9 protein-coding genes are annotated in these 12,556 nt (G+C 41.9%); 3 read left to right on the top strand and 6 right to left on the bottom strand.

The features are described 5' to 3' along the window. Nucleotides 1-457 precede the first annotated feature (457 nt). Together JWR23_RS05900 and pdhA are read right to left on the bottom strand one after the other, a co-directional pair. Nucleotides 458-2,107 (bottom strand): pyruvate dehydrogenase complex dihydrolipoamide acetyltransferase, encoded by a 1,650-nt coding sequence (locus JWR23_RS05900; RefSeq protein ID WP_299514111.1) that lies wholly within the window; start codon nt 2,105-2,107, stop codon nt 458-460. Between the two features lie 37 nt (nt 2,108-2,144). Further along, entirely contained in the window at nt 2,145-3,140 is a 996-nt protein-coding gene (pdhA, locus tag JWR23_RS05895; protein WP_299514109.1) for a pyruvate dehydrogenase (acetyl-transferring) E1 component subunit alpha, read from the bottom strand. Between the two features lie 424 nt (nt 3,141-3,564). On the opposite strand from pdhA, the gene JWR23_RS05890 reads away from it, so the two are divergent. After that, entirely contained in the window at nt 3,565-4,152 is a 588-nt protein-coding gene (locus tag JWR23_RS05890) for an NlpC/P60 family protein (protein WP_299514107.1), read from the top strand. Nucleotides 4,153-4,222: 70 nt separating this feature from the next. Here the strand turns inward: JWR23_RS05890 and JWR23_RS05885 are convergent, their stop codons facing one another. Next, the gene (locus tag JWR23_RS05885; RefSeq protein WP_299514105.1) at nt 4,223-4,408 is read right to left on the bottom strand and encodes a hypothetical protein; all 186 of its coding nucleotides are present in this window, start codon (nt 4,406-4,408) and stop codon (nt 4,223-4,225) included. A 305-nt stretch (nt 4,409-4,713) separates the two neighbouring features. Next, complete coding sequence (locus JWR23_RS05880; protein WP_299500557.1) at nt 4,714-4,899, bottom strand: hypothetical protein; 186 nt, start codon at nt 4,897-4,899, stop codon at nt 4,714-4,716. 67 nt (nt 4,900-4,966) lie between these two features. Here JWR23_RS05880 and JWR23_RS05875 point away from each other — a divergent pair, with 67 nt between their 5' ends. Then, complete coding sequence (locus JWR23_RS05875; RefSeq protein WP_299514103.1) at nt 4,967-5,908, top strand: SPFH domain-containing protein; 942 nt, start codon at nt 4,967-4,969, stop codon at nt 5,906-5,908. A gap of 19 nt (nt 5,909-5,927) precedes the next feature. Continuing rightward, nucleotides 5,928-6,497: a hypothetical protein gene (locus tag JWR23_RS05870; RefSeq protein WP_299514101.1), complete on the top strand. Its 570-nt coding sequence runs from the start codon at nt 5,928-5,930 to the stop codon at nt 6,495-6,497. 446 nt (nt 6,498-6,943) lie between these two features. Here the strand turns inward: JWR23_RS05870 and JWR23_RS05865 are convergent, their stop codons facing one another. Then, nucleotides 6,944-9,505: a ligase-associated DNA damage response DEXH box helicase gene (locus JWR23_RS05865; protein ID WP_299514099.1), complete on the bottom strand. Its 2,562-nt coding sequence runs from the start codon at nt 9,503-9,505 to the stop codon at nt 6,944-6,946. Nucleotides 9,506-9,593: 88 nt separating this feature from the next. Next, nucleotides 9,594-12,464, bottom strand: coding sequence for a pitrilysin family protein (locus tag JWR23_RS05860; RefSeq protein ID WP_299514097.1), 2,871 nt, complete (start codon nt 12,462-12,464; stop codon nt 9,594-9,596). Between the last annotated feature and the right edge of the window lie 92 nt (nt 12,465-12,556).

The raw sequence follows: 12,556 nt of genomic DNA, 5'->3' as shown, positions 1-12,556 counted from the left end.
CCACAAAAATCGAGGTTATTAACAAAGAAAAAGAAGCAAAAAGAAAGCTTCAACAATAATAATAACCTGTTTATTTTGCTGAAGCTAATCTAAAGGAGATGACAAATATCTTAACTTAATGACATTGGCCATCGGCTCAATCAATATTGTAACAACGGATTTTAATCCGTTGGGCATATAACAAGTATATTAATGAGTGCTGTAGGCACGATCCATATTTTATGGGCCGAACCTACGGTTCTTTGCTTATTGCTTTCTACATTCAACGGATTAAAATCCGTTGTTATAATATAGGTCGAGGCTATGCCTCTGTTTAATATTCAAGCCATTGTTGGTGTTCTTAGTTTGTTGATGTTATCACAATAGGTGTTAGGAATGAAAATTACCACAACAAAAAAAAGCGACAGGCCCAAACCCATCGCTTTATATCTTGATTCTTGAATCTTATTTCTTGACTCTATATCAGCAGCCTAACCGGCTCTTCTAATAACGATTTAAGTGTTTGCAGGAAGGCTGCACCGCTTGCGCCATCAACCACACGGTGGTCGCAGCTTAGAGTTACCTTCATGATATTGCCCGGTACTACCGCGCCATTTTTAACTACAGGTACCGCTTGTATGCCGCTAACAGCCAATATGCAGGCATCAGGCGAGTTAATAATCGCGGTAAACTCGTCAACACCAAACATACCTAAGTTTGATATGGTAAAGGTAGAGCCTTCCCAATCTGCCGGTTGTAGTTTTTTGGCTTTTGCACGTTGTGCAAAGTCTTTAACCTCAACAGATATATGGCTCAATGATTTACCATCAGCAAAACGGATAACTGGCACTAATAAACCCTCATCAACCGCTACTGCAACGCCAATATGGATATGTTCATTGGTACGTATCTTATCGCCCAGCCATGATGAATTAATGGTTGGATGTTGCTTTAATGCAATAGCACAGGCCTTCAGTACAAAATCATTAAATGATATTTTAACCGGGGCAACCTCGTTTATTTTATTACGTGCAGCAATTGCCTGGTCCATATCAATAGACATGGTTACATAAAAATGCGGCGCGGTAAATAAACTTTCTGATAGGCGCTTAGCAATAACCTTGCGCATCTGGCTAACCGGTTTCTCGGTAAATTTTTCTTCGCCTGTAAAGGTTGGCAACACTATTGGAGCAGTAGCTTTAGCCGGTGCAGCTTCTGCGGCCGGCGCGCTTGCAGCAGTTGCAGGGGCAGCACCCGGTTTAAAGTCTTCTACATCCTTCTTAACTATACGTCCGCCTTCGGCAGTACCTTTTACAGCATTAATGTCTATCCCTTTATCCTTAGCTATTTTACGTGCCAATGGCGATGCTTTTACACGGCTGTCGCTATAGCTGGTTTCTGCCTCTTCGGCTGGCGCGCTTGCTGCAGCAGGTGCAGGGGCGGCTCCGGCAGCAGGTTTAGCTTCGGCGCTTGCAGCAGGTGCATCTTGCAATAAAGGCGTAATATCAGTTCCTTCTTTACCCACAATAGCTATAATGCCGTTAACAGGGGCCGCTTCGCCTTCTTTGGGGCCAATGTATAAAAGTGTGCCGGCTTCATAGCCCACCACTTCCATAGTAGCCTTATCGGTCTCCACATCAGCTAACGAATCGTCTGACTTTACTTTATCCCCAACTTTAAAGTTCCATTTATTAATGATACCCTCTGTCATGGTATCGCTCAAAGCAGGCATACGAATAACCGTGGCAGGGATTTTTGAGGTATCAATTTTGGCAGGTGCAGCGGCGGTGGGTGCTTTATCAGCAGCAGGCGCGGGGGCCTTTTCTTCTTCTTTCTTTGCGGCAGAAGCAGGTGAAGCGGCGCCTTCTAATGCGGTCTTATAATCTTCGCCTTCTTTACCTAAAACAGCAATTACTTCATCAACCGGTACAGATTTCCCTTCTTCCACACCGATGAATAACAATACACCATCCTGATACGATTCAAAATCCATCGTGGCTTTGTCTGTTTCTATCTCGGCCAATACATCGCCCGATTTTACTTTATCCCCAACTTTTTTATGCCATTTAGCTACTACACCATCAGTCATGGTGTCGCTCATTTTGGGCATTTTAACTACTTCGGCCATATTTTATGATGAGTGGTTTTTAATAAATTTAGTAAGATTAATCTTTAATATAAGGATAATCTTTTTGTACATATACATCAGTATATAATTCTGATGCTTCCGGCCATGGCGACTCTTCGGCAAATTGTACCGCCTCGTCAACTTCGGCCTTTATTTTAGCGTCCATATCTTCAAACCATTTCTCATCAGCATAGCCATTTTTTTCAATAGCTTGCTTTATGGCTTCAATTGGGTCTTTAGCTTTATAGCTTTCCAGTTCTTCTTTTGTACGATATTTCTGCGGATCGGACATCGAGTGGCCCTTGTAACGATAAGTGCGCATCTCCAGGAACGTTGGTCCTTCACCTTTACGGGCACGTTGCACGGCCTCGTCCATAGCGTTATGCACCGCAACCGGGTCCATACCGTCAACAGGTGATGAAGGAATGCCATAAGGCAAGCCTAATTTATAAATATCAGTTTGTATAGTAGTACGCTCAACAGATGTACCCATGGCATAACCGTTATTTTCGCAGATGAAAATTACCGGCAGTTTCCATAGCGCTGCCATGTTAAAGGTTTCGTTTAGCGCGCCCTGGCGCACAGCTCCGTCGCCCATGTAGGTTACATTTACAAACTCGGTGCCTTTAAATTGCTCTGCAAAGGCTATACCTGCTCCTAAAGGGATCTGGCCGCCTACAATGCCATGGCCGCCATAAAAGTGTTTCTCTTTGCTAAACATGTGCATGGAACCACCTTTGCCTTTTGAGCAGCCGGTAGATTTACCATAAAGCTCGGCCATGATAGAATTGCTGCTTACACCTTTGGCAATAGCATGCGCGTGATCACGATAGGCGGTGATCATGCTGTCCTCTGGTTTTAATACAGATATTGCTCCGGCTAATACTGCTTCCTGGCCAATATATAAGTGACAAAAGCCCCTTATTTTTTGCTGCCCATATAACTGTCCTGCTTTTTCTTCGAACTTGCGCATTAAAAGCATAGACTCGTACCACTTTAGATAAGTGTCTTTATTTATTTCGATTGAACTCATTTGTCAAACAACCAATTTTTACGTAGAAAGCGCAAATCTAATTATATCCTGCAAATTATCGAAACTACAACGAATTTGTTATGAAGTTTTCTTGAGAAGATTGGAGATTAGTGATTAAAGAGTAGGCCTATCGTGGTTTTAGTCGATTTTCAGCCAGTCGAAAAGGTTAAAAAAAGATTTTAATGCAATTGTTAAAAGCGTGATTTATGTATTAATATCCAACTGCAACCACTAATCTCTAATCTTCAATCACCAATCTCTAACCTCAATCTTATCCCCAATAGTGGAAAACTTAAAAGTGTTATTAAAAAGCCCTATTTGTTTGGAGTTTTGAAAAAAATGGATAGTTTTGCAATCAACCTTATCGAAAATGTGCAACATAATGGACACTTTGTCCGTTTAACAAGAACGAAACAAGGAATAAATGAAGAAAACAGTATTGGCGATTGCCTTATTTTTCTTTGTTTTAGCCGCTCAGGCTCAAACAAAGATCGTTCCAAATCAACCTGCTGATAAGGCTACAGACGAGCAAGAAAGTTTAGCAAAGGATTATTTATCGCAAATTATGGGTGTTGCAATGTCTGCAACGTCAAACATGAAGCTTTTTAATTTTGTTTATGACTGGATAGGCACCCCTTACCGTTTTGGCGGCAGTTCAAAAAAAGGTGTTGATTGCTCTGCATTTACAAAACAGTTATATAGCCAGGTATTTAACTATGACATTAAACGTAACTCGCGCGATATCTTCAGTATGGTTAGCCCGGTTAGCAAGGATGATTTAAAAGAAGGCGACCTGGTTTTCTTTAAAATTCATAGCCGCAGTATCTCGCACATTGGCATTTATTTAGGTAATAACCGGTTTGCACATGCCTCCTTAAAAGGAGTAGCCATAAGCAGCCTCGATGATGCTTATTATAACAGATATTTTTACAAAGGGGGCCGCGTATTAGCTGCTTTTAAAGATGAACTGGGAGTAGGCACCTTACCAGATGACAGTAAAGAAAATAATTAGATAAAAATACTTCCCCATTAAAAAGCTCTTCATATCTGAAAGGGCTTTTTTTATTTAATTTGAATATTGGTTAAATCCCCTCCAATTCATTATGTAACATAACTACACCGGCAAAAAGACCGAAAACACTAATAAACATAACTCCGAATAAGAGGCTATGCGGTACATATCCTTCCATTTCGGCAACGGTGGCATATATTAATCCTATTGTGCTTGCTAATGTCAATGCTATTCCTAATGCAACTTTTGAGCTCATAACCCTTTAAATTATAATATAAAGTACAATCGTTAGAGCAAATAGCGAACCAACATCATCAATTTTCAATGTACATTTAAACTATAGCCAAATAATTTTATTACAATTATTTTGGAGGATGAGGATAAGCCAACTATCCCTTAATGGGAAATTAATTACGCACAATCGGGCATTATCGTAATAAGAATATTGCAATTTATTTATTTTATACTAACAACTACTCACCTCACCGCTGCGCTTACCGCTTGCTGAAGAGGAAACCGTGCGAATAGCTATCGAGAATGGGTGAGTAAATTATCAGCCAGTTAAGCCTCGTCTTTTGTAGTACGAACAAGGCTTATGCCAGTAAAAAAGAAGAGTATGGAAATTATACCCACAACTGTTAAAGTTGTAATACTACCGGCTTGTTGAATAATGCTGACACCTGTATAGATTAATCCAATAATGCCCAGCACAGTTAATATGGTTCCAAAGGTTCGTTTTACATTCATATTTGATATTGATTTTGGTTACACTTCAATAAATAAGTCTATATTTATTTAATTTAAATATAAAGCCATGGCAGACCAAATAGTTTCATTACTAATAGTTTTTATTTTACTGATAGTTGTATTTTCATCGTTTGTAACCGTTAAACAAGGCACCATAGCTGTAATTACTGTATTTGGCAAATACCGCCGCATATTAACCCCCGGCCTAAGTTTTAAATTACCTCTTATCGAAGCTATATATTCTAAAATATCTATACAGAACAGGTCGGTAGAGCTGGAGTTCCAGGCAGTAACTTTCGATCAGGCCAATGTTTACTTTAAAGCTATGTTATTGTATTCTGTATTAGATCAGCAGGAAGAAACTATAAAAAATGTGGCTTTTAAGTTTGTTGACGAACGTAACCTGATGCAGGCGCTGATACGCACCGTTGAAGGCTCTATACGCGCGTTTGTGGCAACCAAACGACAATCGGAAGTATTAATATTAAGGCGCGATATTGTTGAGCATGTAAAAGAACAATTGGACCAGATATTGGAATCATGGGGCTACCATCTGCAGGATCTGCAACTGAATGATATTACGTTTGATGATGTGATCATGAAATCAATGAGCCAGGTTGTAGCATCAAACAATTTGAAGGCCGCTGCCGAAAACGAGGGCCAGGCCTTGTTAATTACCAAAACCAAAGCTGCCGAAGCCGAAGGTAACGCCATTAAAATATCTGCCGAGGCCGAGCGCCAGGCTTCGCAACTGCGCGGGCAGGGTGTGGCTTTGTTTCGCCAGGAAGTGGCAAAGGGTATGACCGTAGCCGCCAAAGAAATGGAAACCGCCCACATGGATACATCGGTTATTTTGTTTACCATGTGGACAGAATCTATAAAACACTTTGCCGAAAACTCGCAGGGCAACGTTATTTTCCTTGATGGATCAACCGATGCTATGCATCAAACCATGAAAGAAATGATGAGCTTAAACCTTTTGCAGTCTGACAAAGTCAAAGGCAAGTAGGATTTAAACTATTGGCTCAATGGAATTTAGGTTTGTGAGGGTGATTTGTATCACCGGCTTGTTGTTTTGCGTGCTAAATAAAGCCAGCGCACAAGAAGGTTATCACCGGTTATCATTAAACGATTTCAGGGGAGCCCCGCGACCCGATGGCGATAATTCCATCGCTTACACACATTGTTTTATTGATTACCGCTACCATGTAATGGCCGGGAATAATCATTACAATTTATCTTTTGATGTAAAGCTGGTATTAGACAGGAGCCAGTCATGGCTGGATAGAAAGCGTGTACAATCACGGCAAATGCTTACCGAGATAATCAATCATGAACAGGGCCATTATATTATTGCCTATATGGAGCAGCAGGAAATATTGCGTATAGCCAACCGTACCCATTTTGATGCCAACTACCAGGCCGAAGCAAACGCCTTATTTAACCGCATACATACCAAATACGAACAACTCACTGTAAATTATGATACCGATACCCGGCACATGCAGGACAATGTGCAGCAACGCAGCTGGGATGTTTATTTTAAAAAGCGGCTAACTTATATGCCGCCAATGGAAATAGCAGACTCGGGGTATTAGCCCCAATAAAAAGGTGATATAGTGTTTCACAAAATAATGAAACACATGAAACACTCTTTTAGGTTAACCTATTGATATATAGAAGTTTGACAAAATGAGTGAAACACTTTGAAACAGTACAAAAGCTTTAGGTAAATACATATAAATAACTTACAATAAGTAGCTTATGCTATTTTGTCAATTTTTGCAAATTTGGGTGAAACACCTGGTGTGAAACACTTTTTTTCGCTTTGAAACACCTTTAAACACTTTTGCCATATACCCTGCCAGGATAGTTTTAGGTGTGTTTCGCAAGGGCGGCTAAACACACCCCTGCAGCCGCACAGCCAACCGCGCCCCCTCTCAAGAGGGGAACTTATTAGCATATTAAATCTTTCGAACACTCCTAATAGTATATTGTAAATTTGTATACTGTCTTTTAATGGATTATTTCTCTGGCCAAGGGGTTAAAATCCTTTCTTCCGGGTAACTCCCGGCTTGCGCACTTTTTTACTTTCATTACCACCTACCCCTTCGGCACCGTACTGTCGGGCCATCTTGGCAATGCGGTCCTCCATGCTTTCGGTGGTCAGGCGTTCACGACCCAGGCTGTCAACCATTATGGGGAAGGCAAATGGTGTGGGCCTTTCAATAATTTTTAATATGATGTTTTGGGTGATGATGCGCTGCAACGCCGCCCGCAGTCTAAATTCTTCTAACTGAAAAGACAATGCTTCGTTATAAGCCTGGCGCACCAGTAGGTTATCCGGCTCGTATTCGCTAAATACATCAAATAATAATGACGACGATGCCTGCAAATGCTTATTCTTTACCTGCTGACCGGGATAGCCGGTAAATACCAGGCCGCCTATATGGGCAATATCCCTGAAACGGCGGCGTGCCATCTCGTTAGCGTTTAAGCTATGCTGTATATCCTCTAATAAATTATCGATAGAGAAAAAGTCCAGATCCTCTAATGCCTGTTCTATCGGTATATCCTCATCGGTTAATAGTTCAAACCCATAATCATTCATCGCTATAGAGAAGCTTGCGGGTTTAACGCGCGATATTCGGTAAGCCAGCAGTGATGCCATCCCCTCATGCACCAACCGCCCCTCGAACGGGTAAAATAACAGGTGATGCCCTTCGCGGGATTTGAACGACTCGATCAAAAATTCATGGCTCTGCGGCAAGTGCGATAATTGCGCTTGCAGATCAAACAATGGTTTCAAAGCAACTACCTCTTCATCCTTTTCAATACCATGGGCCACCTCGTCCAGCTTATCCCTGAATACGGCTGATAGTTGCGATGATAAAGGCATGCGCCCGCCGTTCCAGCTTGGTATCATCCCTTTTGTTGAGTTTGATTTTTTGACGTAGGCTGTCATTTCTTTTATCCGCACAAACTCTAAACTGCGCCCGGCAAACCAAAAGGTGTTGCCCGGTTTTAATTTTGATATAAACGATTCTTCAACGGTACCTAAACTGCCGCCACTCAGCCATTTTACGCGGATGCTCATTTCGCTGGTAATGGTACCAATACTAAGGCGATGGCGCATGGCTACCCTGCGGTTGTTTACCTTATACAGGCCATTCTCTACCTCTACCTTTAAAAATTCATCATACTGTGCCAGGGTTTTGCCGCCGTTAGTAATGAAATCAAGCAGCTGGTTAAACTCGCTGCGCTTTAAATCGGCAAAAGCATAGGTTGTTGTTACCTCATTATACAATTCGTTAGCGTTGAAGCCTTCTGATACCGCCAGCGTGACCATATATTGTATCAGCACATCCATGGTTAACAGCATAGGGTCGCGGCTCTCAAAGATGCCTTGTTTAATAGCCTGCTTTAGCGCCGCCCCTTCCAATAGCTCTAACGAATGCGTGGGCACAAAATAAGCTTTTGATATTGCCCCGGGATGGTGCCCGCTGCGCCCCGCCCGCTGCATAAAACGGGCGACACCTTTAGGGCTGCCTACCTGTATCACGGTATCCACCGGCCGGAAATCTACCCCCAGATCTAAACTTGATGTACATACTACCACTTTTAAAGCTTCGGCGTGCAGAGCCTGTTCTACCCAGTTACGCAACTCATTATCCAGCGAGCCATGGTGCATAGCCATAATACCCGCGTACTCTGGGTAGTTGTCTAAAATGGCGTGGTACCATATTTCTGATTGTGAACGGGTATTTGTAAAAATGAGGGTAGTATTGCTTTTAGCCACTATCTTCATCACCTGCGGCAATAGCTTTAAACCAATATGCCCGGACCACGAGTAATTTTCAATATTATCAGGAATAATGGATTGTATAACCAGTTTCTTATCCACATTAGCGCGGATTAATTTAATCTGTTCCTGCGGGAAATTATTGCCCAGCAATACATCAGCCGCCTGCTCTAAATTACCAATGGTTGCGCTGATGCCCCAGATTTTGAGTCGGGAGTCCTGGATATGCTGACTTTTGACTTCGGACTCAAGACTTAAGACTTTTAGCCTGCTCAACCCCAACTCTACCTGTACCCCTCTTTTAGTGCCCAGCAATTCATGCCATTCATCAACCACCAAAACCTGCAGGCTTTGAAAAATTTTTGGATATTCTTTTTGCGCCAGCATCAGGTGAAGGCTTTCGGGGGTGGTAAGTAATACCTCGGGGAGTTTTTTCTTTAGCGCCTGTTTTTCGGCGGCCGGAGTATCGCCCGTGCGGGTGGCGATTCTCCAGGGTATCTGCAGGTCATCGCAAACCTCCTGCATGGCTTTTTTAATGTCGTTGGTTAATGCACGCAGCGGGGTTATCCAGAGCATTTGCAGGCCATTGTTCTGGCGCGTTTTGTAATCGGGGTGTTTATTTATAAAATCCGCCAGGAAAGGCAGGAACAAGGCAAACGTTTTACCACTGCCGGTAGGCGCATTTAACAAACCCGAATAGCCACCCAGGTAGCCTGCTTCCATTTCCTGTTGAAAAGGGAATTGGTGCCATCTTTTTTGCTTATACCATTGCTGTATAACTTTTTGCCCCGGGGTTATCATCATTAACAAACAAAATCAGGAGTATTTTGTGATACCATAAAAAAGTCCTGCCGGTAAATGGCAGGACTTTTCTTTATTTATAATACCACCGTTATTTCTTTTCCGGCAGCAATATCAGCTTAATTAAATTATTATTATTTAAATACTTGTTAGCCGCGTCTTTAGTGGTTTGCGCAGTAACCAGCTCCAAATCCTGCATATGTCTTAATATCTTATCAGGGTCCTCGTCATTTTGCGACGCTGCACTTAATGATGCTTCCCAAAAAGCATTTTGCTTTAATTGCGACTGGAAGGTACGTGCCTCTTTAAGAACAAATTTTTGAACATCCTTAGCTACAGGGCCATTTTGCTTTATTTTATTTAATTCATTAAGCACATAGGCAATGGGCCTGTCCACATTGTTGGCATCGCATAAAAATGATATAGTGATTTTATATCTGCTTTCAGGAATTTTTACATAACTGGCTCTTACCCCGGCCGAAAGTACGCCGCTTTCCGCTTTTATTGAATCAGCCAGGCGAATATTTAATACCTCTTCCAATGCATCCATCTGCACGTTATCTGCCGAATTATAATCATAAGCGCCGCTAAACACCAGCTGCACTGTTGCTCTATTGCTAACACCTTTATATACCGTTTTGGTAATTTGTCCGGCGGGCGGATGAATGCCTAACTTTTTATAAGTTTCTTTACGATTTGTTGCCGGCAAGCTGCCTAAATACCGTTCAAGGTAAGGCGTAATATCAGCTATTAAAAAGTTGCCTGTAAAGGTGAATGTAAAGTTGCTTGCATCGGCAAACCTATCTTTATAAAAGCTAAATGCCTTGTCTAAACTGGCTGCATTTAGCTGCTCCATAGTGGGCGACATTTCGCGCGGATTATAACTGTTTAAAACTGCTAAAATAGTATCCTGGTATACACTACCCGGATCATTGCTCTTATGGGCTATTAATGATTTTGCCTGGTTAATGTTGGTTGCCCAAACATCGGCATCTTTACGCGGATTGGTAAAATACAGGTAAACAAGCTCCATGGCTACTTTAAAATCCTGGAGCGAGGAGTATCCGGATACACCCTGGGTTGTTGCGCCTATATAAGGCTTAACACTTAAGTTTCTGCCGTTTAACATTTTTTCAAGCAATGTCTGGTTAAAACCGGCCACACCGCTATTGCTTATTACTGTTGATGAAAGATTAGCCGATGTAAAATCCTGGTCGTTGGCCACCGAAGTGCCGCCAAAACTATACCCCGTGAAAAGTATCTGGTTATTGGTATTATGTGTAGGTTTCAATATTACTTTTACACCGTTTGACAAGGTGATGTTTTCTACCAACAGCGTGGTATCGGTTTTTGAGCTGATAACTTTACCTGCTACAGGCAGCACTGTCATTAATGGCGAATTACGCTCATCCACGTACGCAACCAATCCTTTATTAGCATCGGCTATCCATTTCAATAAAGTTTGCTCGGTTGGCAATTTACCTTTTTCGCTATCGGGCGCTTCAATTAATATTACCCGGTTTTGGTCGTTTATAAACTTAGCGGCCAAAGCGTTCATCTCGTTAACCGTTATTTTACCTATGTTATTTATGTAATAGTTATACTCATAATCTATACCGGGTATAGCCTGCCCTGTTAAAAAATTACGTTCATACAGTCCTACAAAATTTGTTGATGGCGTATTATCTTTTTCTGCAAAACTATTAGAAATTTGTGCCAGCGCGGCTTGTTTGGCGCGCTCCAACTCGGTTAATGTAAATCCAAATTTTCGCATACGTTCTGTTTCGCCAATTATGCTCTTTACTGCAACTTCCAAACCGCCGGTATTTGCTACCGCAAGCGCTGTAAATGCATTTTGTTTACCTGTAAATGCACCATAGCCGGCCTGCCCAAACAATATGGGCGGTGCAGACATCTGGGTTATTTCGGCAATGCGGGCATTCAATATCTGGTTAAATAAGCTAATACGCATATTTTGCATAAAATCAGCCTGCGTTTTAACTATTGTTTGCGGCTGCTTTACTACAACCTGTATTAACGTATAAGGAAAGTCTTTATCAGTGACAAATTTTACCGCAGTACCGGGGATGGCAGGAACCGAAAATTGCGGCAACGGTTTTTCGGCCGCAGGGTTTCTTAATGCAGAGAAGTTGAATTTTATCATATCCTGTACCTGTTTCGGGTCAAAATCACCAACAACTATAATTGCCTGCAGATCCGGGCGGTACCAATCAGCATAAAAATTTTTAAGCGCCGCGTCTGTAAACCCTTTTACCGTGTTTTCTTTGCCGGTAGGGAAACGTTGCGCATACCGGGAGTTATTTAATAGTATAGGTAAAGTTTGTAGTTGCAGCCGTTCCTGCGATGTTTTACCGCCAACACGTATCTGCTCTGTAACTAACGCCTTTTCGCTATTTACGTCGGCCGGGTTAAATGTCATATAGGCCGCCCAATTAGCCATTAACTTAAAGCCATCTGCAAATATTTTGGCTGTATCCGTTGGCAGGTTTAATTGATAAACTGTTTCTTCATAGGTGGCATAGGCACTTGTATCGGGACCAAATCTTGTACGCAGGTTTTTAAGGTAACCCACCAGGTCATCTTTGGAAAAATCCCGTGTGCCCTTAAAGGCCATGCGCTGGGTAAAATTAGCCATGCCCTGTTGCGCTTCTGTTTCAATAACAGAACCACCTTTGCTTACCAGGAGCAGTTCTGCCCTGCCCTTCGGCCTTGCATTATTGCGGATATAATAAGTTAAGCCATTTGGTAATTTGCCAATTATAACGTCAGGATCAACGGGCAATGTGCCAACTGCTGCTATTGGTTTTGTTTGTTGTTTAGCTGTTCCTGATGTGGTTTTATGTGTTGTTGATGGGGTTGGTTTCTTTTTTACCTGCGCAACTGCTCCGGTTGTAAAAAGCAATGCTGCAGCCCATAAAAAAAGGCTCTTTTTAAAATTCATGTTTTAGGTTAAAATATTGTGCTAAGATGCAAAAACGCAAAGGTTAGTTAAAAATTATTTTAAGAGTAAAATTAAAAGGTTTTAGGTTAGGT

The organism is Mucilaginibacter sp. (assembly GCF_028288205.1).
In the GTDB taxonomy this organism is placed as follows: Bacteria; Bacteroidota; Bacteroidia; order Sphingobacteriales; family Sphingobacteriaceae; genus Mucilaginibacter.
This window is presented reverse-complemented; position numbering and strand designations above follow the sequence as displayed.

Coding starts and splice junctions, on each gene's coding strand:
- JWR23_RS05900 (WP_299514111.1), bottom strand. CDS start 2,107: ATGGCCGAAGTAGTTAAAATGCCCAAAATGAGCGACACCATGACTGAT.
- pdhA (WP_299514109.1), bottom strand. CDS start 3,140: ATGAGTTCAATCGAAATAAATAAAGACACTTATCTAAAGTGGTACGAG.
- JWR23_RS05890 (WP_299514107.1), top strand. CDS start 3,565: ATGAAGAAAACAGTATTGGCGATTGCCTTATTTTTCTTTGTTTTAGCC.
- JWR23_RS05885 (WP_299514105.1), bottom strand. CDS start 4,408: ATGAGCTCAAAAGTTGCATTAGGAATAGCATTGACATTAGCAAGCACA.
- JWR23_RS05880 (WP_299500557.1), bottom strand. CDS start 4,899: ATGAATGTAAAACGAACCTTTGGAACCATATTAACTGTGCTGGGCATT.
- JWR23_RS05875 (WP_299514103.1), top strand. CDS start 4,967: ATGGCAGACCAAATAGTTTCATTACTAATAGTTTTTATTTTACTGATA.
- JWR23_RS05870 (WP_299514101.1), top strand. CDS start 5,928: ATGGAATTTAGGTTTGTGAGGGTGATTTGTATCACCGGCTTGTTGTTT.
- JWR23_RS05865 (WP_299514099.1), bottom strand. CDS start 9,505: ATGATGATAACCCCGGGGCAAAAAGTTATACAGCAATGGTATAAGCAA.
- JWR23_RS05860 (WP_299514097.1), bottom strand. CDS start 12,464: ATGAATTTTAAAAAGAGCCTTTTTTTATGGGCTGCAGCATTGCTTTTT.